Source organism: Polynucleobacter sp. MWH-UH19D, assembly GCF_040409795.1.
Taxonomy (GTDB): domain Bacteria; phylum Pseudomonadota; class Gammaproteobacteria; order Burkholderiales; family Burkholderiaceae; genus Polynucleobacter.
This window is the reverse complement of sequence record NZ_CP099571.1, coordinates 735,860-761,068: the sequence shown is the minus strand read 5'-3', so window position 1 is coordinate 761,068 and position 25,209 is coordinate 735,860. Positions and strand designations below refer to the sequence as shown.

21 protein-coding genes and 1 tRNA gene are annotated in these 25,209 nt (G+C 46.0%); 5 read left to right on the top strand and 17 right to left on the bottom strand.

All coding sequences use genetic code 11. From position 1 onward, the window contains the following. Positions 1 to 4: 4 nt before the first annotated feature. Positions 5 to 2,134: a M3 family metallopeptidase gene (locus tag NHB34_RS03880; protein WP_353428326.1), complete on the top strand. Its 2,130-nt coding sequence runs from the start codon at positions 5 to 7 to the stop codon at positions 2,132 to 2,134. Between the two features lie 30 nt (positions 2,135 to 2,164). Here the strand turns inward: NHB34_RS03880 and NHB34_RS03875 are convergent, their stop codons facing one another. The 11 genes from NHB34_RS03875 to hrpA all read right to left on the bottom strand — a co-directional run bounded on the left by NHB34_RS03875 (position 2,165) and on the right by hrpA (position 16,554). Beyond that, entirely contained in the window at positions 2,165 to 2,773 is a 609-nt protein-coding gene (locus NHB34_RS03875; protein WP_353428325.1) for a glutathione S-transferase, read from the bottom strand. 25 nt (positions 2,774 to 2,798) lie between these two features. Beyond that, entirely contained in the window at positions 2,799 to 3,647 is an 849-nt protein-coding gene (gene xth / locus NHB34_RS03870) for an exodeoxyribonuclease III (RefSeq protein ID WP_353428324.1), read from the bottom strand. Beyond that, the gene (ntrC, locus tag NHB34_RS03865; RefSeq protein ID WP_353428323.1) at positions 3,640 to 5,094 is read right to left on the bottom strand and encodes a nitrogen regulation protein NR(I); all 1,455 of its coding nucleotides are present in this window, start codon (positions 5,092 to 5,094) and stop codon (positions 3,640 to 3,642) included. Before ntrC ends, xth begins: the two co-directional genes overlap by 8 nt. Further along, entirely contained in the window at positions 5,091 to 6,158 is a 1,068-nt protein-coding gene (glnL, locus tag NHB34_RS03860) for a nitrogen regulation protein NR(II) (protein ID WP_353428531.1), read from the bottom strand. The genes ntrC and glnL overlap by 4 nt, the downstream gene beginning before the upstream one ends. Before the next feature lie 80 nt (positions 6,159 to 6,238). Beyond that, on the bottom strand, positions 6,239 to 7,654 hold the full coding sequence (gene glnA, locus NHB34_RS03855) for a type I glutamate--ammonia ligase (protein ID WP_353428322.1): 1,416 nt from the start codon (positions 7,652 to 7,654) through the stop codon (positions 6,239 to 6,241). A 205-nt stretch (positions 7,655 to 7,859) separates the two neighbouring features. Continuing rightward, positions 7,860 to 8,735, bottom strand: coding sequence for a molybdopterin-binding protein (locus NHB34_RS03850; protein ID WP_353428321.1), 876 nt, complete (start codon positions 8,733 to 8,735; stop codon positions 7,860 to 7,862). Further along, positions 8,728 to 9,597: an EI24 domain-containing protein gene (locus NHB34_RS03845; protein WP_353428320.1), complete on the bottom strand. Its 870-nt coding sequence runs from the start codon at positions 9,595 to 9,597 to the stop codon at positions 8,728 to 8,730. Before NHB34_RS03845 ends, NHB34_RS03850 begins: the two co-directional genes overlap by 8 nt. A 33-nt stretch (positions 9,598 to 9,630) precedes the next feature. Next, the gene (locus NHB34_RS03840; protein WP_353428319.1) at positions 9,631 to 10,602 is read right to left on the bottom strand and encodes a sterol desaturase family protein; all 972 of its coding nucleotides are present in this window, start codon (positions 10,600 to 10,602) and stop codon (positions 9,631 to 9,633) included. Positions 10,603 to 10,605: 3 nt separating this feature from the next. Continuing rightward, positions 10,606 to 11,385, bottom strand: a complete 780-nt coding sequence (locus NHB34_RS03835) for a polysaccharide deacetylase family protein (RefSeq protein WP_353428318.1) — start codon at positions 11,383 to 11,385, stop codon at positions 10,606 to 10,608. A 53-nt stretch (positions 11,386 to 11,438) separates the two neighbouring features. Then, positions 11,439 to 12,479: a cytochrome D1 domain-containing protein gene (locus NHB34_RS03830; protein ID WP_353428317.1), complete on the bottom strand. Its 1,041-nt coding sequence runs from the start codon at positions 12,477 to 12,479 to the stop codon at positions 11,439 to 11,441. A gap of 58 nt (positions 12,480 to 12,537) precedes the next feature. Further along, positions 12,538 to 16,554 carry an ATP-dependent RNA helicase HrpA gene (hrpA, locus tag NHB34_RS03825; protein WP_353428530.1) on the bottom strand — a complete coding sequence of 1,339 codons (4,017 nt, stop codon included), beginning with the start codon at positions 16,552 to 16,554 and terminating at the stop codon, positions 12,538 to 12,540. A 65-nt stretch (positions 16,555 to 16,619) separates the two neighbouring features. On the opposite strand from hrpA, the gene argA reads away from it, so the two are divergent. Together argA and NHB34_RS03815 are read left to right on the top strand one after the other, a co-directional pair. Further along, positions 16,620 to 17,984 carry an amino-acid N-acetyltransferase gene (gene argA / locus NHB34_RS03820; RefSeq protein WP_353428316.1) on the top strand — a complete coding sequence of 455 codons (1,365 nt, stop codon included), beginning with the start codon at positions 16,620 to 16,622 and terminating at the stop codon, positions 17,982 to 17,984. 24 nt (positions 17,985 to 18,008) lie between these two features. Further along, on the top strand, positions 18,009 to 18,281 hold the full coding sequence (locus NHB34_RS03815) for an oxidative damage protection protein (RefSeq protein WP_215389380.1): 273 nt from the start codon (positions 18,009 to 18,011) through the stop codon (positions 18,279 to 18,281). An 89-nt stretch (positions 18,282 to 18,370) separates the two neighbouring features. On the opposite strand, the gene rpiA is transcribed toward NHB34_RS03815, so the two are convergent. Further along, positions 18,371 to 19,081 (bottom strand): ribose-5-phosphate isomerase RpiA, encoded by a 711-nt coding sequence (gene rpiA / locus NHB34_RS03810; protein ID WP_353428315.1) that lies wholly within the window; start codon positions 19,079 to 19,081, stop codon positions 18,371 to 18,373. A 79-nt stretch (positions 19,082 to 19,160) separates the two neighbouring features. On the opposite strand from rpiA, the gene tal reads away from it, so the two are divergent. Further along, complete coding sequence (gene tal, locus NHB34_RS03805; protein WP_353428314.1) at positions 19,161 to 20,135, top strand: transaldolase; 975 nt, start codon at positions 19,161 to 19,163, stop codon at positions 20,133 to 20,135. 33 nt (positions 20,136 to 20,168) lie between these two features. Here tal and NHB34_RS03800 read toward each other — a convergent pair whose 3' ends face one another. The 3 genes from NHB34_RS03800 to rnr are packed head-to-tail and all read right to left on the bottom strand — an operon-like array spanning position 20,169 to position 23,551. Beyond that, positions 20,169 to 20,354, bottom strand: a complete 186-nt coding sequence (locus NHB34_RS03800; RefSeq protein ID WP_353428313.1) for a DUF2892 domain-containing protein — start codon at positions 20,352 to 20,354, stop codon at positions 20,169 to 20,171. Between the two features lie 37 nt (positions 20,355 to 20,391). Next, positions 20,392 to 21,147 (bottom strand): 23S rRNA (guanosine(2251)-2'-O)-methyltransferase RlmB, encoded by a 756-nt coding sequence (gene rlmB, locus NHB34_RS03795; protein WP_353428312.1) that lies wholly within the window; start codon positions 21,145 to 21,147, stop codon positions 20,392 to 20,394. A gap of 19 nt (positions 21,148 to 21,166) precedes the next feature. Next, a complete protein-coding gene (rnr, locus tag NHB34_RS03790; protein ID WP_353428311.1) occupies positions 21,167 to 23,551 on the bottom strand; it encodes a ribonuclease R in 2,385 nt (794 codons plus the stop codon). A gap of 167 nt (positions 23,552 to 23,718) precedes the next feature. On the opposite strand from rnr, the gene NHB34_RS03785 reads away from it, so the two are divergent. Next, positions 23,719 to 23,805 (top strand) — tRNA-Leu (locus NHB34_RS03785). Positions 23,806 to 23,875: 70 nt separating this feature from the next. Here NHB34_RS03785 and NHB34_RS03780 read toward each other — a convergent pair. After that, the gene (locus tag NHB34_RS03780; protein WP_353428310.1) at positions 23,876 to 24,373 is read right to left on the bottom strand and encodes a hypothetical protein; all 498 of its coding nucleotides are present in this window, start codon (positions 24,371 to 24,373) and stop codon (positions 23,876 to 23,878) included. A gap of 39 nt (positions 24,374 to 24,412) precedes the next feature. Further along, complete coding sequence (locus NHB34_RS03775) at positions 24,413 to 25,198, bottom strand: hypothetical protein (protein WP_353428309.1); 786 nt, start codon at positions 25,196 to 25,198, stop codon at positions 24,413 to 24,415. Between the last annotated feature and the right edge of the window lie 11 nt (positions 25,199 to 25,209).

Genomic DNA, 25,209 nt, shown 5'->3' with positions numbered 1-25,209 from the left:
AGGGATGAATACATCATCCCCTCAAACTGCACTAAGCCCTGAATTACAAAACAATCCTCTGCTGAACTTTGGCCGAGGAATTGCTTCGTATTCCGAAGTAAAACCTGAACACATTACCCCGGCGATTGAGTTCTTATTGAAGCGTGCTCAATCCGCCGTTGATCTTGCAACCGACCCTGATACGCCTGCCACCTGGAATCAATTAGCCGAACCATTGGAAGATGCTACCGAAGCACTTGGCAGATCATGGGGGGTCATCTCACATCTCAACAGCGTTGCGGATACCCCCGAGCTTCGAGCAGCCTATGGCGCAATGCTGCCAGAGGTAACCGCCTTCTTCTCTAGTCTTGGACAAAATTTGGCACTGTATCAAAAGTTCAAAGCACTTAGCAAAAGCCCTGAGTTTGCCAAGCTTAATCGTGCACAGAAAAAAGTGATTGAGAACTCCCTTAGAGACTTTCGCCTTGGTGGTGCAGAGTTAAGCGATGCGGATAAACCCCGCTTTGCTCAAATTCAGGATGAACAAGCAATTTTGGGTAAAGCATTCTCAGATCACGTTTTAGATGCGACCGATCACTTTGTTCATCTGATTAACGATGAATCTGAATTAGTCGGCCTACCTGATGATGTAAAGGCAGCCGCCGCCGATACTGCTGAACAAAAAGGTTTAAAAGGTTGGGCATTTACTTTGCACTTTCCATCTTATTACCCAATCATGCAGTATTCAGAAAATCGGGCTTTACGTCGCCTGATGTATGAGGCATACATCACCCGCTCTTCTGAGCTGGCGCCTCAATACGGTAAGGGCAAATTAGATTGGGATAACACACAAAATATGCTCGAGCAGCTACGTCTACGCGATGAAGAAGCTCGCATGTTGGGTTTTGCCAATTTTGCTGCACTGAGCCTTGCGCCCAAAATGGCCAACACCGTTGAGGAGGTTGATCGCTTCTTGACCGACTTTGCCATCAAATCCAAACCATTTGCCAAACGCGACTGGGATGAACTTTGCGCATTTGCCAAAAATGAACTTGGCATACCAGATGGCGTTCAGCCTTGGGATATCGCATTTGTTTCTGAGCGCTTGAAGCAATCTCGTTATGCCTTTTCTGAAAATGAATTAAAGCAATACTTTCCTCTACCCAAGGTATTGGAAGGACTGTTTGGTCTCATTCAAACTTTATTTAACGTCAAGATTGAGTCGGCTAACTTGCCAACTTGGCACGCGGATGTGCAATCGTTTGCCGTAAAAGATTTATCCGGCAAATTGCGTGCGTATTTCTATTTAGATCCTTATGCTCGTAATGGCAAGCGTGGCGGCGCCTGGATGGATGATGCGCGCGGTCGTAGAGAATTACCTAATGGTGAAATTCAGATTCCGGTTGCATATTTAGTTTGCAACTTTGCACCGCCTGTAAAGGTTGATGGCGTCCTACGTCAACCCACCATTACCCATGATGATGTCATCACTCTCTTTCATGAAAGTGGTCATGGCTTACACCATCTCTTAACTCAAGTGAGTGCCTTAGGGGTATCTGGCATCAATGGCGTGGAATGGGATGCCGTTGAATTGCCAAGCCAGTTTATGGAAAACTTCTGCTGGGAATGGGAAGTCTTGGAAAAGATGACATCTCATATTGAAACTGGTAAGCCCTTACCGCGTGAGCTGTTTGACAAAATGTTAGCTGCCAAGAATTTCCAAAATGGCTGGATGACCTTACGGCAGATCGTGATGTCATTGACTGATTGGAGGCTGCACTCACGCTTTGATGCAAAAAATGCAGAAGGTCAAGCAGTCTTAGATCTCTCCCGTGAAATCGCTGAAGAATTCAATGTGATTGCGCAACCAGAGATTTCGCGATGGATTAATACATTCAGCCACATCTTTGCAGGAGGCTATGCTGCGGGTTATTACAGCTACAAATGGGCAGAAGTTTTATCTGCTGATGCGTACTCCGCATTCGAAGAGGCTGCGAAACTCACGGGCTCTGTTCTCGATCCCGTCACTGGCGCACGTTATCGCGAAGAAATTCTAGAGGTGGGTGGCAGTCGCCCTGCTGCAGAGTCCTTTAAAGCATTTCGTGGTCGCGAGCCAAGTATTGATGCACTCTTGCGTCATGGAGGTCTTGCTTAAGCTAGATTTGGATATCAATCAGTCGGTCGATTATCCAACCCAAACAGGGTATTTATACATCACCGACTGAAATAGCTTTGATTCCAGTCGCTTGGCAAGCCAGTGCTTTAATTTTGGCAATGGTAATGCCTCAAATTGCTCCAAATTCACCATAGAAAACTGTCGAATAAAAGGAAAGATTGCAACATCGATCCAACTAAGATGCTCACCCATTAAAAAAGCTTGCTTACTTAGCGCCGTTTCCATGGGATCGAGCATCAAGGCAACAGCACTATCGAGAACTTCTTGTGGATTGAGCTCGGGATGGCGATTCGGGTATTTATATTGATCCAGTAAGTTCTTAAATGGGCCATCGTTGGTATTTAGCCAGTCATTGGCTAACTGCTGATCTACTGTTAGCCAACCATCGGGATCGGACTGCTCAAGAGCCCAATGCATAATCTCAACGCTTTGCTCTATAACGAGATCACCAAGCTGTAGAACGGGTACCGTCCCTTTGGGTGAAATTTGTAACATAGATGCCGGCTTATCTCGCAATGAGATTTCGCGTATTTCCACTTCAATGCTGGCATACTTTAATGCCATGCGCGCTCTCATTGCATAAGGACAGCGACGATAGGAATACAAAATTGCGGCCATGGCTTATTACCGACTACCCTAGCACCTAAGACTTTTTGATTTGTGCAATCACTGGCGCATGATCAGAGGGTTGCTCCCAAGCTCTTGGCTCTTTATCTACCATACTGGCGCTACATTTTTCTTTAAGCGCTTCACTTAACAGAATATGATCGATTCGCAGCCCTGCATTTCGACGAAAGCCCATCATACGATAGTCCCACCAACTGTATGTTTTGGGCGCCTGCTCAAACATTCTGAAAGAATCATGCAAACCAAGTCCAAGTAAAGCTTGAAAAGCATCTCTCTCAGGAGGTGAAACCAAATTCTGACCTTCCCAAGCTTTAGGATCATGCACGTCCTCATCTGCAGGTGCGATATTAAAGTCGCCCAATAATGCTAAACGTGGATTTTGTATGAGCTCTGACTCCAACCAAGTCTGCAAGGAGCCTAACCAATTGAGCTTGTAAGCAAACTTTTCACTATCAGGTGATTGGCCGTTCGGAAAATATGCCGACACTAAACGTATCGGCGGCATGCCTGCAAACGGAATAGTTGCTGCCAAGATGCGTTGTTGCTCATCTTCAAAGTTTGGCATATTACGCACAGGTTTTAAAAATGTTGTGTTCGCATCACTCGCAATGGGTGCCAAAGCAGCTTTGCGCACAATAATTGCTACGCCATTGTAGGTTTTCTGTCCTGCGGCAAGACTGAGATACCCTGCAGCCTCCAGCTCTTGATGTGGGTATTTATCATCTGTTAGCTTAAGCTCTTGCAAACAAATCGCATCAATCGCTTGTTGCTTTTGCTCCTGATCTTGCAACCAACGCAGTAGATGCGGAAGGCGAACTTTTAAAGAGTTCACATTCCACGCCGCAATCCGAATGGAATCAGTCATCTATTCCGAGCTCTTGCAATTTACGAGTAATGGTATTGCGCCCAATACCCAGTCGCTGTGCTGCCTCAACTCGACGCCCACGGGTAACCTCAAGGGCTGCCTGCAATACTGCCTTTTCAAAGCGCGAATTTAAAGCATCAAATACCGCCGCATCACCATCTTGCAACATCTTCACCGCTAGGCGAGATAAACCACTCTCCCAATCACCCGCACCCATCTTCGTTGAAGCACCGTGACTTGATGGCGATGATTCCCCCTGAACCAGGATCGGCTGATCACTTAACTGCGAAATAGTATCGGCAGGCAAATCACCGACACCCACTACATTTGCAGGTGTCATGACGGTTAGCCAATGGCAAAGGTTTTCAAGTTGACGCACGTTGCCTGGAAATGCCATTGCGGTCATTTCCTTAAGCACTTCATCAGAAAGTTTCTTCGGCTCTACGCCTAAAGATTTTGCGCAAATCATCATGAAATGTTTAGCAAGCGCAGGAATATCTTCAGAACGTTCGCGCAAGGGAGGCATCCGTAAGCGAATGACATTGAGGCGATGCATGAGATCTTCGCGGAATAAACCTGCCGCTACCCTTTGCTCAAGATTTTGATGGGTTGAGGCAATGATCCGCACATTTGCCTTAATTGGATCTTGACCACCTATGCGATAGAAATGGCCATCCGTCAAAACTCGCAATAAACGCGTTTGTAGATCAAATGGCAAATCGCCAATTTCTCCTAAAAATAATGTCCCGCCATCAGCCTGCTCCAAGCGGCCACGACGCAATGTCTGTGCGCCAGGGAATGCACCGCGCTCATGACCAAATAATTCAGATTCCAACAGATCTTTTGGAACGGCAGAAGTACTGAGCGATACAAATGGTCCTTTTGCACGGGGACTATGTCGATGCAAAGCCTGAGCGACTAATTCTTTTCCAGAACCAGATTCACCAGTAATTAAGACGGTTGCATGTGACTGGGCTAAACGACCAATTGCACGAAATAGCTCTTGCATGGCAGGAGCTTGACCAATGATTTCTGTCGAATCTTGTCTCCAGCCTGCAGCCTCTCTAGCATTCGAGTCACTTTGCAATCCTTGCTCTACCGCCCGATGAATCAGCTCTACTGCTTTCTCAACATCAAAAGGTTTTGTCAGATACTCAAATGCACCGCCCTGAAATGAGGAGACTGCCGAATCCAAATCTGAATAAGCTGTCATGATGATCACCGGCAAATGAGGATGCGTCACTTTGACATGCTGCAACAAATCCAAACCGTTGCCCCGTGGCATCCGAATATCTGAAATCAATACCTGTGGAGCTTCTTTCTCCAAAGCATTGAGGACATCATTCGGATTAGAAAAGCTCTTGAACGGAACATTTTCCCGTGCCAATGCTTTTTCTAATACCCAACGAATAGATTGATCATCGTCGACAATCCAGACTGGTTTCATGATGCTTTCTCCCGCTTACGGTATGGAATTTGAATATGAAAATCGGTGCGCCCAGGGCGGCTATCACAAGCGATATAGCCTTGGTGTTGCTGCACAAATGTTTGCGCTAAGGTAAGACCCAAACCGCTACCGCCTTCGCGTCCCGATACTAGGGGGAAGAAGATGCGATCAATAATTTCTCTTGGAATACCCGGCCCGTTATCAATGACATGTAAATCCATTGCCAACTTGTAGCGCTTCTTGGCAATAGTGACTGAACGGGCTACGCGGGTTTTTAATTCTATTTGCGCAGTGCCTTGACTGATTTCTTCTGAGAGTGCTTGAGCTGCGTTGTGAACAATATTCAATACCGCCTGTATTAATTGTTCACGGTCACCCATAATCTCGGGCAAGCTGGTGTCATAGTTACGAATAATGCGCAAGCCTTTCGGAAACTCTGCCAAAACCAAACTGCGTACTCGCTCTAGCGCTTCGTGCACATTAAATGACTCAAGTGCGTGCGCTTTACGGTGTGGCGCCAGTAATCGATCGACTAATGTTTGCAAGCGATCTGATTCTTTAATGATGACCTGCGTGTATTCACGTAAGCCCTTTTCAGGTAACTCAAACTCTAAAAGCTGAGCCGCCCCCCGAATGCCTCCCAAGGGATTTTTAATCTCATGCGCTAAATTGCGCATTAACTGCTTATTTGCTTCTACTTGTTGCGTCACACGCTCATCGCGCTCACTACGCAACTGCTGATCAATTGGAAACCATTCCATCATGATCAAAGTGGGATCCTCTAAAGCTGCAATTACCACATGCGCAGGAATAGAGTCTTGATGAATACTGCCAGGCAATGAGTGCAACACCATCTCTTGGCGTTGCGCCATCACATGACCTTGCTTAATGTCATTAATCATGCCGTTTAAAGCTTGATTGTCACCAAACAAATCGTGCACAGATTGGCCTTCAAGTGACTTACGTGAGAGATCCAGTGCAGACTCTGCAGCGGGATTCACATAAACCAATTGTTGGTTCTCAGCCTCAAAAACCACGATGGCATTGGGCATCTGATCGAGCAATGTCGGAAAAAAAGAAGCAGCCGTAGCTGCTCCTTTGAACGAATTGCGCAACAAACCTGCGCTCAAGTTCTCTCCTTCGCTTACAGGGAGTAGTACATATCAAACTCAACTGGATGAGTAGTCATACGGAAACGTGTGACATCCTCATTCTTCAACGCGATGTATGCGTCGAGCATTGAATTTGTAAATACACCGCCACGAGTCAAGAACTCACGATCTTTGTCCAAAGCTTCCAAAGCTTGATCTAAGCTGTGGCAAACGGTTGGGATCTTTGCATCTTCTTCTGGTGGCAAGTCATACAAGTTCTTATCCGCAGCTTCGCCTGGATGAATCTTGTTCTGTACACCATCCAAACCAGCCATCAACAAGGCAGAGAATGCCAAGTATGGGTTAGCCAATGGATCTGGGAAGCGAGTCTCAATACGACGACCCTTAGGATTCGCAACGTGTGGAATACGGATTGAAGCAGAACGGTTACGTGCAGAGTAAGCCAACTTCACTGGAGCCTCAAAGCCTGGAACCAAACGCTTGTATGAGTTTGTACCTGGGTTAGTAATTGCGTTCAAAGCACGAGCGTGCTTGATGATGCCGCCGATGTAGTAGAGAGCGAACTCTGACAGACCTGCGTAGCCGTTACCAGCAAACAAGTTCTCACCATTCTTCCAAACAGATTGGTGAACGTGCATACCAGAACCGTTATCGCCAACTACTGGCTTAGGCATAAAGGTTGCAGTCTTGCCATAAGCATGAGCAACGTTCTGAATTACATACTTTTGCCAGATAGTCCAGTCAGCGCGTTGTACCAATGTGCTGAACTTTGTACCCAATTCGTTTTGGCCTTGGCCAGCAACTTCATGGTGATGCACTTCAACTGGAATACCCAATGATTCGAGAATCAAACACATTTCAGAACGCATATCCTGGAATGTATCCACAGGAGCAACTGGGAAGTAACCACCCTTTTTGCCTGGGCGGTGACCAGTATTACCACCTTCGATCTCTTTAGATGAAGACCATGGAGCCTCTTCGGAATCAATCTTCACGAAGCAACCTTGCATGTCGGCACCCCAACGAACGCCATCAAAAATAAAGAACTCTGGCTCTGGGCCAAAGTAAGCAGCGTCACCTAAACCAGAGCTCTTGAGGTAGGCTTCAGCACGTTTAGCAATAGAACGTGGATCGCGGTCGTAACCTTTGCCATCAGATGGCTCGATCACATCACAAGTGAGAACCAAAGTTGGCTCTTCATAGAATGGGTCAATATACGCAGCTGTTGGATCTGGCATCAACAACATGTCAGAAGCTTCAATACCCTTCCAACCAGCAATAGAAGAACCGTCAAATGCATGACCGCTCTCAAACTTATCTTCGTCAAATGCAGAGATAGGTACAGTTGTATGTTGCTCTTTACCCTTTGTGTCTACAAAGCGGAAATCAACGAAAGTACATTCTTTCTCTTTAACTAACTTCATCACATCAGCGACGGTTTTCGTCATGCAACTCTCCTCTATTAACTAAACTTGGAATTCAAAACTAAGGCATACACCCTTGTTTATTCCAGGCATGCAACATGCCTCTCGGATGTATGTAATTTACTGAAGCAAACAACGGGGAATAGTCATTATTGCACTGTTTAAGTGCCCGAATACCCGCATTAACCTATAAAAATGGCTATTTTGCACCTTTTTAGGGCATGAATGACTAGGTTATATCGTGAATCTCGTAACCCAGCTCTTGGGTTCCTGTTCTTAGGGCAATCCAAGCACTTTCTAGTAGATTGGCATTGCCTTTAATCCCTAATTCAATATGCCTATGGGCGTATACACCGCCCTTGCTGGCATCACCCACCGAGGGCAGGCTAAAGACCTTTACCCCTGGGAAATTTGCTTCGATACGCTCCATCAGGGGTGTCAAAGTCGACTCAATGCCTTTAGGCACTATAAAGCTCTGCTCTGCCCATTTTTCTTGATGAAATAAATCTCGGTAATGGGTATCTAAACACCAAGCCATCATTGGGGCTGCCATCACCGGAAAGCCCGGAAGAAAGTGATGTTCTTTGGTCCGAAAGCCCGGAATTTGATTGTATGGATTCGGAATAATGTCACTACCAATCGGAAACTCACCCATCTTGAAGCGATGTTGGTTTTCTGGAGTGTTGAGATCCGCTTTAATTGGGTCGCCCTCTGCCATCGACTGAATGCGACCAGCAATTAACTCTCGCGCAGTAGGATGCAATTCAGTTTTTGTTCCCAAGGCCAATGCGGCACATTGCCTAGTGTGATCATCAGGCGTCGCACCAATCCCGCCAGTACTAAAAACCACATCCCCGCTTGCAAAGCTTTCTTTTAAAGTCGCGGTAATTTGCTCAGGATCATCTGCTACATACCTTGCCCAACTCAAACTCAAGCCACGCTCAGTCAATAACTCAATCAGCTTGCTCATGTGCTTGTCTTGACGGCGCCCTGACAAAATCTCATCACCAATCACGATTAAGCCAAAACGTCTCGCAGCTTTGACATCACCTTGCGGAGCATCGACCTCCACTTTTTTTAGCGCATCTACCATTTCATTAGTCATGATGAGGAAGCTCCGCTTCAATCACGCGTGTTGGCACCGTTAAAGCTTTGTCCAACTCCTCTTGCCTGAGCGTTTTTAAAGCATCTAATAAAAAATGGCTAAACCATAAAGCCGCAAACACAAAGATCAAGGAATAAATCCACAAAGCCACAAAGCTCACGATAGGAAAAAGTACCAAAGCTAAAGCAGAGGTAGCCCAGAAGAATGTTGGTACAGCCCCTAACATGCCAGAAGCAACGCCCATAACTAATAATGGCCAGCGATATTTTTCAATTAAGAGATCGCGCTCTTCTGCGCTAGCATGTTTAGCCAATACGTCATAAGACATTAAGCGCATCGTTAACCAACCCCAAAGCAAAGGTGGGAGAATGGCCACAAGAGGCGGCACCCACCATACCGGCAAAGTGAGCATGACCAGTACCAAGCAGATTAAAGCGGACCATAAGGTGTAGACCAAGCTACCAATCAAACCGCCCCCATGTCTGCGTTCTAAGTCTTGGTATTGGGCTTGTCTTGCGACAATATTCACAATCGAGGGTACGGTAGAAAAAGCAATGAGCACTAATAAGCTGATTGTGATCAAAGGAATAATGAGCATCACAAAAAACAAGGGCGCTATCCATGCTCTCGCATTATCAAAGCCAGCCCAAACTAGACCATCTTGTATCCAGCTAGTAAAGATAGAGCTCGTCAGAAAAATACTCAAAGCCTCTAAGGCTGGAGTCCAAGTAAGCCAAATGAGGCAACCCCAAAGAATCGAGACTATCAAAAAAGGTCGCAAGCTTAGCCACAACATTCGTGGATGCATCGTACCGACCAATGCAAGTCCGAATGATTTAAACACTTGCTGAATACCAACCATATAACTCCTTACTAGCGGCTAGAACTTAGATCATTACTTAGCAAACAACTCGCGCGCAGCATGGACTAATCCCTGCCATTGTTGCGTAATGATATTTTGCGATACCGTTAAGTTTCGCACGCCAGTGGGATAAACCCCTTTCGGAAATATGGCCGTCCTAAAGATCATGTCCCACCAAGGAAACAAAACCCCAAAATTGCATCCGCCCAATACCCCTGGTTTGCCTTGCGCTTCATGCCCATATCCAACGGCATGATGCATGCGATGGTACAGCGGAGAAATCAACAAATATCGAGTAATAGCCAAATCGCTTTTGATATTGGCATGTTGCCAGCTTTGTATAAATTGGCTGATTGCTACTAGAGTAACAAACTGACCTGGCGAAACACCAAACAACAATGCAACAAATGACATCACTGATGCGCGCATGATGTCATCTAATACATGATTACGATTATCTGACCAAGCGGTCATCACTGTTTGACTATGATGCAAAGCGTGCAATTGCCACCACCAATTAAAAGCGTGAGAGGCGCGATGGTAGAGGTAGTCGACTAAATCAAGCAATACTAGATAAATCAGAAAACTCACCACTGGAATTGAGGTAACTCCAGGCCACCAATTTTCGACATTCAGGCGATCAAAGCGAAAATCATGCAAGACTGAGTCGATCTCAAAAAAGAATCCTGATAAAGCGATAAACACCAAACCGTGAAATATCCCAAGCCGATGAAAGATGGTATAGAACACGTCGGCCTTTGTTGACGATGAAAAACGCTCCTGCACTTCTGCTGGCTGGAAGCGCTCCCATGTTCGAAGAACCAAAATGATCAACGCAATCTGAATACAGCCAAATAAAAACCAATCAATGCCATCAAAGGCATCTTCAGCCCATGACATTAAATCAAATTGGTAAAGCGCTGGGCCAACGACATTCGTGAATAGCCATTCTTGAATGCTGCCGTATACAGCAACAATACCCGAGGTGATATCAGTCCAATTCATGCTTTATTTTGACTGATTCCCTGAACTTTTGGGTAGAAGCCCAAAACAAAAGCCGCGCTGCTTCAAATTGACAATTAATTGCTCAAGTACAGCAGGCGCCCAAGGGTCTTTTCTTGACCAGATACCAAGATGCGCCATGGTAATGTCACCATCCTGAATAGCCGTGCTGGCTTTTTCTAGCAGGACTTGATTGGGATATTTATCTGAATTGAGCTCATCACCCAAAAAGCCAGCTGGTGCCCAAGCAATATGCTGATACCCGCACATCTCACCCATCCGAATCAAAGTCGGAGAAGTTTTTCCACCGGGAGCTCGCCAGATCTTTTGCAATGGCTGGTTAGTTAGCTCCACAAAGCGTTGATCGACACGGCGGATTTCTTTACACATTGCCGCCTCGTTATACAAAACCGTCATACCCGCCTTGGGCCCAAACTGAGGCTTCTCAAAAACCTCACCTTTAGGGCCGTCTTTTACAAAATAAGTATGGTCATAGGTATGACTACCAAAGTGATGCCCCTCTTTAGCGAGTTCTTCCCAATAGGGCCTCCATGAATCCTCTAGTGCGTAATCACCCCGAAAGGTTTTCTCATTAGCCAGAAAAAAAGTGGCTTTAATATTTTGACGCTTTAAGATCTCGGCGACTTTTTGGGCTACCGACATATTGCCTGTATCAAAAGTCATATAAACGGTTTTATTGCATGCGGGTGCCTGTGCATTGACGCACAATGAAAAACAGCCGAGCATCAGCGCGGCTGTAAATTGAATCATGCTACGAGGCTTCATCTTGATTCCGTTTGACACTCATCCGCTTAGCACTCACCCGATTGACTCCTTTCTTACTCCCAAGAAGCCCTGGGATAAAAGAAGACTCCATGAGGAGACTTACCTACGGGTATAGCAGTCATTAATTTCATGGTCGGAATGTCAATCACACCAACCTTCTTGGCAAAACGAAAGGTCACCCACAGGTTCTTACCATCGGGAGTGATTTCCATATCATCCGGACCCGAAGGAAGACCAGTAATATCGCCCACCTTTTCTAAGGTTTGCATATTAATCATGCTAATTGTGGAAGCAATTCGGTTGCTTACAAAGACATGCTTCTTATCCCCAAGCGGGCGGAAGTTATGGGCGCCCTTACCAGTAAAGATTCGCTTTACCTCTTTGCGATTTTTCCAATCGATGACTTGTACATTGTCTTCACCAGTAATGCCTACCAATAGATACTGATCGCCAGGCGTCATCCATAACCCAGCAGGAACCTTCCCTGTTGGCATGACCCATAAAACAGTTTGCGTCTCTAAATCAATTGCAGCGAGCTCACTTGAGTCTTGTAGAGTGATAAAGGCAATTTTGCTATCTGCAGTAAAAGCAATATGGCTTGGCGTCTTTGCTAATTTAATTGTCTTAGCCAATTTGAGATCGGCACCATTAGCAGCATAAATATCCACACGATCCAAGCGATTACCGTTAGCCACAAACCATTTGTGATTTGGCGAATAGCCAATTTGGTATGGGTCAATAATATTGGGAACGCGCCCAGTGATTTCACCGCTAACTGGATTCATCAAGACCACATCATTACCTGCGGCATTGGCAATCAACAAGGTTTTTTGATCTGGCGTCATCATCAAGTGATGCGGCTCTTTGCCCACCGGAATTGTTTTGGTGACTTGACGAGTTTGCATATCGATCAAGCTGACAGAGGCTGACCCCGAGTTTAGGATTACGGCTAGCTTTGGTTGTGTGGGAGCAGCTGCTGTTGCACTAGTGCTAGCACTCGATTGTGCATTGACAGGAATTTGCAAGTTGGCAAATACAAAGCCCAAAGATAAGGCAATAGCGCTAAAAGTTCTAATCTTGATAAATGTGTGCATAGTCACATTGTAAGCAATGCAAAATGCCTAAAAACCCTTCTCGGGGCTCAAATTTGACCTAGCGCAAGCTGGCCAAAACTTTTTCTAAGCGCTTAAGGGACATTGGTGTCGGGGTTTTCAGTTCCTGGGCGTACAAAGCCACTCTTAGTTCCTCTAGTTGCCAACGAAAATCCATGAGGGCCTGATCACCCTCCATCGCGTAGGAAGCGGAACCCTTGCTTCCCTGCAGAAGCTTTTGCCAGGGTCTTGCTACCGACTCCCAATCCTTTTGGCACTGTGCATCTCGGGCTGGATTAGATCGCAACTTATCAATTCGCAATGCAATGGCTTTGAGGTAGCGCGGCAAATGCACCAATTGGGCATAGGGTATGTTGGCAACGAACTTTGCAAAGATTAAACCCTGCACTTGTGTCTGAATATCAGCATAGGCGGTCGGGGAAACTGCTTTTGCCTGAGCCATCTTCTTTTGAAGATCGGCATAGGCTTGCAATGCGGCCAGAGTATGTCGGGCAATCTCTTGTGCAATCAGGGCCAGTCTTGGTTTACCCTCTTGAAGTCGTTGTGTAAATAACTCCGCTGTATTGGGCAATGGCTCCGCCATAAACGCTCGCTCTACAGCAAGATTTAGTATTTGCTCAATCAGCCCATCTACCGATCCGACATTAATAAAGAGCAAACCAATCTCACGAATGCCAGGTAATTGTTTTTGCAGTGCCTTCAGGGTGTCTTTGTTGTTTAAGGCAAAGAGGCGCAATAAACCCTGGGCATGTTGCTTGCGTGCCTCTAATAAATCATCAAACACTTCTAGATCACAGTAGTCCCCACGATCAATTAAAGCGGGGTAACCAAAGAGAGTCTTATTACCTTTAGCGATTTCGAGGGTTTCTGGAAGTTCACCAAAATCCCAACTTCGGTATCCACCCTGCTCTACTTTACGAACTTGTTCTGGTGCATTCTTTTTAGCAGAGACTTGGGGTTTCACTTGATCAATACCCAATTCGGCATTGGCAAACTCTTGAGTTACTGCCTGAAAGGCCTCACGGGCCGTTTGCCCATACTCTGATCGCAAGCGCGCCAGATTACGATCAAGCTCGAGTTGGCGACCATGCTCATCGATTAAACGAAAATTCATAGAGCAATGCAAAGGCAATGCCTCTGGCCTGAAATCCACTCTCTTGATTTCCAGACCGCGCTCTCGCCGAATATCTTCAATGAGGCTATCCAAAAAATCACCTATGCCAAATTGATTGCTATCTAGCTTGCGCTCAAGATAAGACTTAGCGTAATCAGGCAAGGGAACGCAATGGCGTCGAAGTTTTTGTGGGAGCGTCTTGAGTAACAACAAAATCTTCTCTTCACACATTCCTGGCACCAGCCACTCACAACGACGTCCATCAATTTGATTTAGCTGTGCTAATGGCACTACCAAGGTGACTCCGTCCTTAGGGCTAGCTGGTTCAAAGTGATACGTCAAATTCAGTTGTGCACCACCTACTTTCATTACCTTGGGATAGCGATCAACGGTAATGCCTGCCGCTTCATGGCGCATCAGGTCTGCCTTTTCTAGACGAAGCTGGACATCTAGATCAGGGTGTTTATGCAAATAGTTTCTTAGACTCTCGCGATTACAAATATCTTTCGGAATCCGGGAGTCATAAAAAGCAAATAGTAAATCGTCATCTACCAACACATCGGGGCGACGTGAACGATGCTCTAACGCCTCAATCTCTTTTACTAATCGGTGGTTGTGCCAAAAAAACCCAAAAGCATTGGAATATTTACGTTTTGCATCCGCCTCGGTTTCGCGTTGAAGTGCAGGAGTATCCATGCGCCCAAACATTTCTTCCTGAACCAATGCCTGACGAATAAATAGTTCACGTGCTTCTTGCGGATCATGAGGCTCATAACGTACACGACGTCCGTGATAAATCGGTAATCCATATAAAGTGCCGCGCTCAAATGCCAATACCTCACCTTGACGGTTATCCCAAAAAGGATCGCTCAAAGATTTGATCAATCGATGGGTGGCGACTTTCTCAACCCACTGCGGCTCTATTTTGGCAATCGTGCGCGCATACATTCTGCTAGTCTCTTGTAGCTCTCCTGCCAAAATCCAGGCACCCGCTTTTTTACCAATCGTAGAGCCTGGCCAAATAAATGGACGAATGCCTCGAGCCCCTACATAGCCGCCAGTCTTGCTATTGCGGTCCTGAGACTTCTCGTCTTCTTCTTTTTTAGCAATAAATCCCAGTAAGCCAGTTAATAGTGCTAAGTGGATTTGCTCATAGGTAGCAGGAGTCGCATTTTCTTTCCAGCCCTTTTCACCAAGCATCGTGTGCAACTGACCATGCACATCACGCCATTCACGCATTCGACGCGGAGACAAGAATTTACTGCGACAAAGATTCTCTAACTGACGATTACTATGCTTGTGCTGTAAAGCATCCTGATACCAATTCCACAGCTTTACAAAACTTAAGAATTCAGAACGTTCGTCAGCAAACTGCAAATGTGCTTGATCCGCAGCCGCAGCTTGATCGATTGGGCGATCACGCGGATCTTGAGTGGCTAAAGCCGAGGCAATAATAGTGACTTCCTTTAAGACATTTTGCTCTTTGGCCGCCAAAAGCATTCGACCAATGCGAGGATCAAGCGGCAGATCTGCCAACTGCTTACCAATAGGCGTTAACCTAAACTGGCTAGATTGCTCCTTGCTATCTTTATTGGATGCTATTTGCTGTTCATGAAATTCAATGGCTCCCAACTCATCCAAAAGTTGCACACCATCTGCAATTGCTCTTCCAAGAGGCTTATCGATAAATGGGAATTGCGCAATTGTCGGCAGACGTAATGCACTCATGCGAAGCAACACTGCGGCTAGAGAGCTACGAAGAATTTCAGGATCGGTAAATTTAGGTCTTCCCTGAAAATCTTGCTCGCTATAGAGACGTACGCAAATACCATCTGATACGCGACCGCAACGACCCGCTCGTTGATTGGCGGCAGCCTGTGATATTGGCTCGACTTGTAATTGCTCTACTTTATTGCGATAGGAATAGCGCTTCACTCTGGCTAAACCACTATCAATCACATAACGAATATTGGGAACTGTCAGCGAAGTCTCCGCAACGTTTGTCGTCAGGATGATGCGACGTCCATTACCGGGACTAAATACCCTCTCTTGTTCTGCTACAGATTGGCGTGCAAATAAACTCAATACCTCTGGATGAAAGCGTTGGTGTAAAACATGGTCCTTTCGCAAGGCTTCGGCACAATCCCGAATCTCTCGCTCACCTGGCAAAAATACCAAGACATCTCCAGCACCTGCTGCACCCTCCCGCCAAAGCTTGGCAATTTCTTCGGCTACCGCCTCTGGAATTTCTTTTGCCGCCTTAGATTCTCTTTTTGCATCCGGTTTTGTTTCAGGCTGAAGATCTGACTCAAGCGGAGAGTAGCGCTGCTCCACTGGAAACAACCTACCACTCACCTCAATCACTGGCGCCACTTTGCCATCGATCGCAAAATGCTCAGCAAAGCGCTGCGCATCAATCGTGGCCGAGGTAATAATCAACTTGAGGTCTGGGCGCTTGGGTAGCAGTTGCCTGAGGTAACCCAATAAAAAATCAATATTGAGGCTACGTTCATGAGCCTCGTCAATGATGAGCGTGTCATAGGCTCGCAACCGAGGGTCCCGCTGGGTCTCAGCCAGCAAGATGCCATCTGTCATTAATTTAATAGAGGCGCTATTGCTAGTTTTATCCGCAAAGCGAACCTGATAGCCAACGTCTTGCCCGATGGGTGAACCCAGCTCTTGAGCAATACGCTTGGCTGTTGCAGTTGCAGCGATTCTGCGAGGCTGGGTATGCCCAATTAACTTTCCACCATTGATCGTGCCTCGACCAAGATCCAAGCAGATCTTGGGTAGCTGTGTTGTCTTACCAGAACCAGTCTCACCGCAAACAATCACTACCTGGTGGCTGTGCAGGGCATCTTTGATCAGCTGGCGCTGACCAGAGACTGGCAATTCTTCTGGAAAGCGGATCTCAAGCCTTCGACCAGTGTTGGAAGCAGGCACAGGCTTTGGAGTTGACTTGGGTTTTTGTTGGTTTATGGGCTCTTGCACCCTATAATTTTCTCACTATGCCGACAAATGCACCAAACCAGGCGTCCAACGCCGAAGAATCTACCTCCAACTTCCCTTTCGTAGGGTGGTTGCGCGATGTCGCACCCTACATTCATAGCTTTCGCGAAAAAACCTTTGTCATCGCTTTTGCTGGTGAACTTGTACAGGAAGCGGGTCTTGAGAACCTTATCGAAGATATCGCCATGTTGCATGCCATGGGTATGCGGATTGTTTTGGTTCATGGTATTCGCCCTCAAATTGAAGAACAGCTCAAATTGCGCAAAATTAAGAGCAAGTTTGGCAAGAGTGCAATGCATAGCTATCGGATTACTGATGCAGCCGCCCTAGAGTGTGTCAAAGAAGCTGCCGGTGAATTGCGTCTAGATATTGAAGCAGCATTTAGTCGCGGTCTACCAAATACCCCAATGGCTGGCTCACGCATCTCAGTGATCTCAGGAAACTTTATTACTGCAATGCCAGTAGGTGTTGTAGATGGTGTTGATTACATTCATACTGGCTTAGTGCGTAAAGTCGACTCCACCTCGATCAAACTCTCGCTCGACAGTAACAAGATCGTTTTGCTCTCCCCTTTAGGATTCTCTCCAACAGGTCAAGCATTTAATCTGGCTTTTGAAGATGTTGCTGCATCTACTGCTGCAGCACTCAAAGCTGACAAGCTCATCTTCCTGAGCCCTTACGAAGGCCTACGGGATGATGAGGGTGATTTCATTACCGAACTTTCAATGCCGCAAATGCAAGACTACGTGATGCAGCATAAAGATTTAGATCTTGGTATGAAGGGCATGCTCAATATTGCTGGTAGAGCGATTCGTGCTGGTGTTAGCCGCGTGCATTTCTTACCCTGCAATCAAGATGGTGCCCTTTTAGAAGAACTCTTTACCCACGATGGTATCGGCATGATGTTGGCTTCATCTGATATTGAAAACTTACGCGAAGCCAATCAAGATGATGTTGGTGGTATTTTGCAGCTCACCATGCCACTTGAAGAAGAAGGTATCTTAGCCGCTCGCGGTCAAGATGTGATCGAACGGGATATTCAGCGCTTCTCCGTAATTGAGCATGACCGCGTACTCTTTGGTTGTGCTGCCCTTTTTCCATTTCCCAATGGGGTTGGTGAGCTTGCCTGCTTAGCAGTTGATCCCGATGTTCAGGGCTCTGGTGACGGCGAGCGCTTGCTCAAGCGTATTGAGATGCGTGCTAAACAAGAAGGCATTAAAAAGTTATTTGTTCTAACTACTAGAACAGAACATTGGTTTTTAAAGCGCGGCTTTAAACGGGCGACAGTAGAAGACTTGCCTGAAGAGAGAAAACAAATTTACAACTGGGACCGCAAGTCCATGGTGTTAACTAAAGACCTATAAGCGATATCAGGAAAGGCATTACAAATGGCAAGAATGGTTCAATGCATCAAACTCAACAAAGAAGCGGAGGGCTTGGATTTCGCTCCACTTCCTGGAGAGTTGGGCAAAAAAATTTGGAATCAAGTTTCTAAAGAAGCGTGGGCAGGCTGGCTTAAGCAACAGACTATGCTCATCAATGAAAATCGTTTAAATATGGCTGACCCTCGTGCCCGTCAATATTTATTAAAGCAAGTTGAGAAGCATTTCTTTGAAGGTGGTGCAGATACAGCTCAAGGTTACGTTCCACCTGCAGAGTAATTTGCAATACAGCGTCACTCACAAAATGACCAAAGTGACTAAAGCCCGATGAATATCTGTCATCGGGCTTTTTAATTTGATCTTGAAATCTAAAAGGTAATACGACTCACGCCTGTGGCATTGCTTACCAAAAGCACATTGGCTTTTTCCTTAGCAAACAACCCTACCGTAATGACGCCGGCAATTTGATTAATTTGTGACTCCATTTGAATCGGATTCGCAATCTGTAGTCCTGCTACATCTAGTATCCAGCCACCATTATCGGTAACAAAAGGTTCGCTTAGCGTTTGATTTAAATCGGCACGAGTAGCCTTAGCTAATCGCAAAGTGACTTTGCCTCCGAGCTTTTCTAGTTCGCGACTGACCACACCTTTGGCCAATGGAATAATTTCTACGGGCAATGCGAAATTACCAAGAACGGGCACCTGCTTTGATGAATCACAAATGCAAATGAATTGCTTTGCCATTGAGGCAATAATTTTTTCACGGGTAAGCGCTCCACCACCCCCTTTAATCATGTTGCCTGCTGGGTCAATCTCATCTGCGCCGTCTACATAGGCTGGCAAACCTTGAACATCATTAGGATCTAAGACCTTAAAGCCATGCTTTAGCAGTCGTTCAGTAGTCGCATTTGAGCTCGATACAGCGCCAACAAAGTGATCTTTATGTGGAGCCAGTGCATCAATGAAACAGTTGGCGGTAGAGCCAGTACCCACCCCCAAAATCTGGCCAGCGGGCAGTTTTAATACTTCGTCACAGGCTGCCTTACCTACCATTTGCTTCAATTGATCCTGATTCATATATTCGCCGTTTGCTGGAAGATCGTATGTAATACATCTATCATATGATATTCACGATATTGACCCCATAAATTCTTCTATGAATAGCGCCCCAGCCTTGAGCCAACTTGAGCAACTGAAAAAATTCACTACCGTTGTGGCTGATACCGGAGACTTTGAGCGGATGCAGGCGTTTCAGCCGCAAGATGCCACCACCAACCCTTCTCTGATTCTCAAGGCTGCTCAACAAAGTAATTACGAATCTTTAGTCCAGTCAGTCAAAGTGGCTCACCCAGGATTAAGCGCAACGGCTTTAGTTGATTACATCTTGGTTGCCTTTGGTCTAGAGATTCTGAAGATCGTTCCTGGTCGCGTATCTACCGAAGTGGATGCGCGCCTATCTTTTGATACCAAAGCGACTGTAGCCAAGGCCAAACATTTAATTGCCCTTTATGAGTCACATGGCATTGATCGCAAGCGTATTCTGATTAAGCTAGCCGGCACCTGGGAAGGCATTGCAGCAGCAAAAGAATTAGAAGCCTCTGGCATCCACTGCAATATGACCTTACTCTTTTCTTTAGTTCAAGCAGCTGCTTGCGGCGCCGCCAATGCAAAACTCATCTCCCCTTTTGTTGGGCGCATTACTGATTGGTATAAAGCAAAGTTAGGCAGCAATTGGAGTGATGCCAACAATGGCGGAGCCAATGATCCAGGTGTGACATCAGTCAAACGCATCTTTCACTACTACAAGCACCTTGGCATTCAGACGGAGATTATGGGTGCTAGCTTTCGTAATACCAGCCAAATCCTAGAGCTTGCTGGCTGTGACCTTTTGACGATCAGCCCGGAATTATTAGCTGAATTGAACGGCAACAGCTCTACCATCAGCAAAAAGCTAGATCCGATGAATGCCCAAAGCGCATTGATCGCTGAAAAGATCACTCCGCTCAAGCTCGATGAATCAAGCTTTAGATTGCAACTGAATAATGATGCAATGGCAACCGAGAAATTGGCCGAAGGTATTCGTAATTTCTGCGTAGATACTGAAAAACTGGAAGCATTACTAGCAGGTTAATTTGCTAGTTCTTGCACCCGACCTAGTAAGAACTTATTTTTTAGCGGTATTGATACCCAGCAAGCTGTAGGCTGGGCAATTACCAATCATTCCGGTTAGTAATGGGACCACCCCAATCCAAGCCCAAGAGCCTGTAATCCCAAAGCCCGCTAAGCCCATGAGTGTTACACCAACAGTCATGCGCAAAACACGATCTGTGTGACCGATATTGCATTTCATAAGGACCCCTTGTTCGTTACTTGGATGATTAATGACTTTACTTCGCTGCTTTCGCCTGACGCTGGCGCAAGGCTTCATACAAGCATACGCCACTTGCTACCGATACATTTAAACTCGACACGACCCCTTGCATCGGTATACGCACGAGCTCATCACACGTTTCACGAGTGAGGCGGCGCATTCCCTCGCCTTCGGCCCCCATGACTATCGCAATTGAACCCGTCAAATCAATGTCGTAAATCGATTTTTCTGCCTCATCGTCGGTTCCAATTAGCCATACACCCGCTTCTTGCATTTCTTTCATGCTGCGAACCAGATTGGTAACCGTAATCACGGGCATGACTTCAGAGGCGCCACTAGATACCTTACTCACTGTGGCATTGATTGAGGCAGAACGGTCTTTAGGAATTACCACTGCATTCACACCAGCACCATCGGCAACTCGCAGGCAAGCACCAAAATTATGAGGATCTGTTACGCCATCTAATACCAAAAACAATGGTTTTTCCTTGCTGCCTTCGACATCTTCAACAACCTCGGTAATCGTGCGTGCCATGGTCATTTTTTCTGCCAAGGCAACCACGCCTTGGTGACGATCGTGACCAGTTAATTTATGCAGTCGTTCAGCATCAGCAGCATGTAAACGCTCGCCCAAAATATCTTCGGCCTGTTTTAGAAAATCCCCCATACGTCGATCGCGACGACTTGGATCAAAATAAACCGACTTTAAGCTATCCGGATCAACTCGTAGGCGCGCCTGAACTGCATGGAATCCAACTAATATTTGTTTCATGTTCTATTGCTCTAATGCCTTATTTACGTCTAGCTTTGGTGTTGCGAACTGGCGGTTTGGAGCTGGCCGGCTTTCCGGCAGACCTACTTGGCTTGCCCGCTTTACTGTTCTTGCGACTGGCTTTGCTTTTAGACTGACTAGCGCTTAATGTGCCAGCAGATTTAGCTGCATTGACATTTACTCCGCCTGACTTTTGGGGGGCTTTATGAGCCGGCCTACTCTTAGTAGAAGCCGCTTTCTTAGTTGGTCTTCCAGTATCGTTGGCCAATATCATTTGGCGTCGACCAAAGGATCCACCAAGGTCAGAGCCAGAAGCTTTTACCAAACTAAATTCAATTTTGCGGGCATCTAAATCTACACGGCTAACCAGTACATGCACTCTATCGCCTAAACGATACCGAATACCCGTACGCTCACCACGCAATTCTTGACGCGCTTCATCATATTGAAAATAATCGCCACCCAATTCGGTAACGTGGACCATGCCCTCGACAAACAGGTTTTCCAACTGAACGAATAAACCGAAACTAGCCACACTTGTAACTGTGCCGGCATACTCTTGGCCTAGATGGTCGCGCATGTAGTAGCACTTTAACCATGCCTCAACGTCACGAGAAGCTTCATCAGCGCGGCGCTCATTCGATGAACAGTGAACTCCTAATTGACCCCATATCGGCAATGCGGCATTAGCACCCTTGGGTACTTTGGCGCCTTTTGCTGGGCCTGCTTTGGCATCACTTTGAGATTTTTTGGCATTTACTGCATTCTCCCTGCCCTTACCTTTGCGGGGCAGAGATAGGTTCAGTGGCACTTTTGGCGGCAGAACCGGAACATAGGGTTTTTTCTGCAAAATCGATTTAATGACACGATGGGTCAGCAAATCAGGGTAGCGACGAATCGGACTCGTGAAATGAGAGTACGCTGGGTACGCCAATCCAAAGTGTCCTTCATTATCAGGCTGATACATCGCTTGCTGCATTGATCGCAACACAACCGATTGCAGCATATTGGCATCAGGGCGATCTTTAATCTCGCGCATCAATTTTGCAAAATCTCTTGGCTTAGGTTTCTCACCTCCACCTAATGACAAGCCTGAGGTTCTGAGTACTTGACGCAAAGTCATTAACTTCTCTTCAGAGGGTTCTCCGTGAACACGGTAAAGACTCAAATGCTTATTCTTTTCAATAAAGTCAGCTGCACAGACGTTTGCTGTCAGCATGCATTCTTCAATTAAACGGTGCGCGTCATTCCGAATGCGAGGCTCAATTCGCAAAATCTTACCAAGCTCATTGCTAATAATTTGTGTCTCGGTTGTTTCAAACTCAATGGCACCCCGCTTCTCGCGGGCAGCTAAGAGAATCTTGAATAATGAATACAAATTGGTGAGTAGCGGACGAAATTGTGCAAAGCGCGCAGCTTCAGGCCCTTTGCTGTTGGATAGAATCTCCCAAACAGCATCATAAGTAAATCGCTGCGCTGAATGCATGACCGCTGGATAAAACTGGTAAGCCAGCACAACGCCATTGTTATCAACTACAGAATCACAAACCATACAGAGGCGATCTACGCCTGGGTTCAGTGAACATAAGCCATTGGAGATCTTCTCGGGCAGCATGGGAATAACGCGCCGAGGAAAATAAACAGAGGTAGCGCGCAATAAACCTTCATCATCTAGAGGATGGCCTGGCTTTACGTAGTGAGAAACGTCGGCAATCGCAACAATCAGGCGCCATGCTTTTGTTTTGCCATACATCACTGGCTCGCAATAGACGGCATCATCAAAGTCTCTTGCATCGGCACCATCAATCGTAACCAATGGCACATCGCGTAAGTCGACACGACCCTCTAGATCCTCTTGCCGAACACCATCGGGCAATGCTGCAGCCTCTTTCATGGCTGCCGCGGAGAACTCGTGAGGAACGCCATATTTACGTACGGCGATTTCGATTTCCATACCAGGATCATCAATTTCACCCAGTACCTCAACAACACGCCCTACCGCTTGGCGATAACTGTCTGGGTAATCAATAATCTCAACGCTAACGACCTGACCTAGCTTTGCTTGGCCCTGTGCTTTAGGCGGAATGAGAATGTCGTGACCAATACGCTTATCTTCAGGCGCAACAATTAATACACCGTTTTCATTCAAGAGCCGTCCAATGACTACTTTATTGACGTGTTGCATCACCTCAACGATCTGCCCTTCAGGACGACCCCGTCGATCAGTACCGATAACCCTTACATTGACTCGATCACCATGCATGACGCGAGACATTTCTCTCTCAGAGAGAAAAATATCTTCACCACCATCATCGGGGATTACAAATCCAAATCCATCTCGATGCCCCTGAATCGCACCTAAACGATCCGCCTGTCGGGGCATCAAGTCTTTTGCTTTACGCATTTAATTCCTCTGGCAATTCCTGCCTTATTTATATCTATTGATATCTATTATTGTGATGAATAAGGCTACTGTATCAAACCACCAAGTCCGAAGGGAAAAAGCCTAAATGCACCTGGGCAAACCTCATAGCCTAGCCTAAAGCGCCCAGCCCTCTATAATGAACAGATGCCCAGGTGGCGAAATTGGTAGACGCACCAGCTTCAGGTGCTGGCGATCGCAAGGTTGTGGGGGTTCGAGTCCCTTCCTGGGCACCAAACACCATCAATTCACCTTAATTACCTCACCCCTCTTATATAGGGTCAAATACCGAAATTTCAAGGCGCTCTAGAGCCCCATGGTACGGTGAAGAATCTTGGGCTTCATTTCTTCCCAAAGGCTTTCAAAATCCTCGATCTTTTCGTCCGAGAGTTTGACGGGGTCATAAAGGTGACCAAACACAATCGACTCACGTTTAACCAAAGTCTTCTCGAACTCAGAGAGCGCAATCGGCTTATCTTCCATATCCCGCGTCAATTCAGCTGAGCAAACAATCGCCTGCTGGTCGTCTCGATCCACCACAGCAAATTCAATAAATTGCTGATTTTTTTCGACGATAACTAAAGTTCCCCTGGCATAGGTAACGGCATCGTGTTCTTTGACAATGTAGGCCAAAAAATGATCTTCATCAGCGCGCTCCATTTGTAAATCATTAATAAAGAACAAATACTGATCACCATCAGCATTCACCATGGTAAACACCTTAGGTGTAGCCCCATGACCCAAAACAATATTGCGGTAATAGTGAGAGACTTCGACGGCGAGATTTTCTGAAAAAAGATGCATATTAATTTGTGTTTATTCTATGTAGCCAATTTAGGGGCTCTATTCAGTTCGAGTTTTAATAGACTCAATAATCTTATAAAAGGCATCTGGTTTAACAGAGCTTTGACCCTTAAATGGCTGATCCGTAATAACCAATAGCGAAATTAATGCACCTAATGTTACAGGTAAGATTTTTAAGCCAAAGAAAAAGGAATCGGATGGCAAAAACAATGTATTAATTGCTAGCAGAGAGAATATGCAAATTAAAATCACGATCCAGAATAATCCTGGCAAGCGTATGCTAGACCTTTCAATGCGAGCCTCTCTACTCTCCGCCACTTCTTCTGACTTTTTGATAATGTCGGTATACATCGCTATCTGACGATTTGTAACTGGCTCTAAAGACATGATCTTGCGCGAAATCCCTCGCCAGAGCATGTGAGTCTTACTACTACCTTGACCTCTCTCTAAATTGACCCATTCATCATCAACAATGGAGTTCATGTACTCAAATAATTCTTTTCGAATTACCGCTACAGCAGGATCCCCATAACGCGTTAGCAAACGGTCTAAATTATTAATCCTTCCCGCCTCTTGAGAAACCAAGGATTGCACTTCACGCAAATTCATTTGAGCTTGATTTAAAAGAAAACCAATTAGTAGTCCACTTAAAGTGATGATTGATCCAAATAGACTCAACCCAAGACGAGTACTGTCTTGCGATGGCGCTAGTGCTGGAATAGATTGCAAGACCCTAGGGACGATGTCTAACAAAACTACAAAACAGCTCACCAACAAGATCAGAATCTGTGCATTGCTTCGCTTATAAATCCAATTAAAAATCATGTATCGGCCAG

Excerpts from the sequence above, each read along its gene's own strand:
- NHB34_RS03880 (WP_353428326.1), top strand. The coding sequence starts at position 5 with ATGAATACATCATCCCCTCAAACTGCACTAAGCCCTGAATTACAAAAC.
- NHB34_RS03875 (WP_353428325.1), bottom strand. The coding sequence starts at position 2,773 with ATGGCCGCAATTTTGTATTCCTATCGTCGCTGTCCTTATGCAATGAGA.
- xth (WP_353428324.1), bottom strand. The coding sequence starts at position 3,647 with ATGACTGATTCCATTCGGATTGCGGCGTGGAATGTGAACTCTTTAAAA.
- ntrC (WP_353428323.1), bottom strand. The coding sequence starts at position 5,094 with ATGAAACCAGTCTGGATTGTCGACGATGATCAATCTATTCGTTGGGTA.
- glnA (WP_353428322.1), bottom strand. The coding sequence starts at position 7,654 with ATGACGAAAACCGTCGCTGATGTGATGAAGTTAGTTAAAGAGAAAGAA.
- NHB34_RS03850 (WP_353428321.1), bottom strand. The coding sequence starts at position 8,735 with ATGACTAATGAAATGGTAGATGCGCTAAAAAAAGTGGAGGTCGATGCT.
- NHB34_RS03845 (WP_353428320.1), bottom strand. The coding sequence starts at position 9,597 with ATGGTTGGTATTCAGCAAGTGTTTAAATCATTCGGACTTGCATTGGTC.
- NHB34_RS03840 (WP_353428319.1), bottom strand. The coding sequence starts at position 10,602 with ATGAATTGGACTGATATCACCTCGGGTATTGTTGCTGTATACGGCAGC.
- NHB34_RS03835 (WP_353428318.1), bottom strand. The coding sequence starts at position 11,385 with ATGAAGCCTCGTAGCATGATTCAATTTACAGCCGCGCTGATGCTCGGC.
- NHB34_RS03830 (WP_353428317.1), bottom strand. The coding sequence starts at position 12,479 with ATGCACACATTTATCAAGATTAGAACTTTTAGCGCTATTGCCTTATCT.
- argA (WP_353428316.1), top strand. The coding sequence starts at position 16,620 with ATGCCGACAAATGCACCAAACCAGGCGTCCAACGCCGAAGAATCTACC.
- NHB34_RS03815 (WP_215389380.1), top strand. The coding sequence starts at position 18,009 with ATGGCAAGAATGGTTCAATGCATCAAACTCAACAAAGAAGCGGAGGGC.
- rpiA (WP_353428315.1), bottom strand. The coding sequence starts at position 19,081 with ATGAATCAGGATCAATTGAAGCAAATGGTAGGTAAGGCAGCCTGTGAC.
- tal (WP_353428314.1), top strand. The coding sequence starts at position 19,161 with ATGAATAGCGCCCCAGCCTTGAGCCAACTTGAGCAACTGAAAAAATTC.
- NHB34_RS03800 (WP_353428313.1), bottom strand. The coding sequence starts at position 20,354 with ATGAAATGCAATATCGGTCACACAGATCGTGTTTTGCGCATGACTGTT.
- rlmB (WP_353428312.1), bottom strand. The coding sequence starts at position 21,147 with ATGAAACAAATATTAGTTGGATTCCATGCAGTTCAGGCGCGCCTACGA.
- rnr (WP_353428311.1), bottom strand. The coding sequence starts at position 23,551 with ATGCGTAAAGCAAAAGACTTGATGCCCCGACAGGCGGATCGTTTAGGT.
- NHB34_RS03780 (WP_353428310.1), bottom strand. The coding sequence starts at position 24,373 with ATGCATCTTTTTTCAGAAAATCTCGCCGTCGAAGTCTCTCACTATTAC.
- NHB34_RS03775 (WP_353428309.1), bottom strand. The coding sequence starts at position 25,198 with ATGATTTTTAATTGGATTTATAAGCGAAGCAATGCACAGATTCTGATC.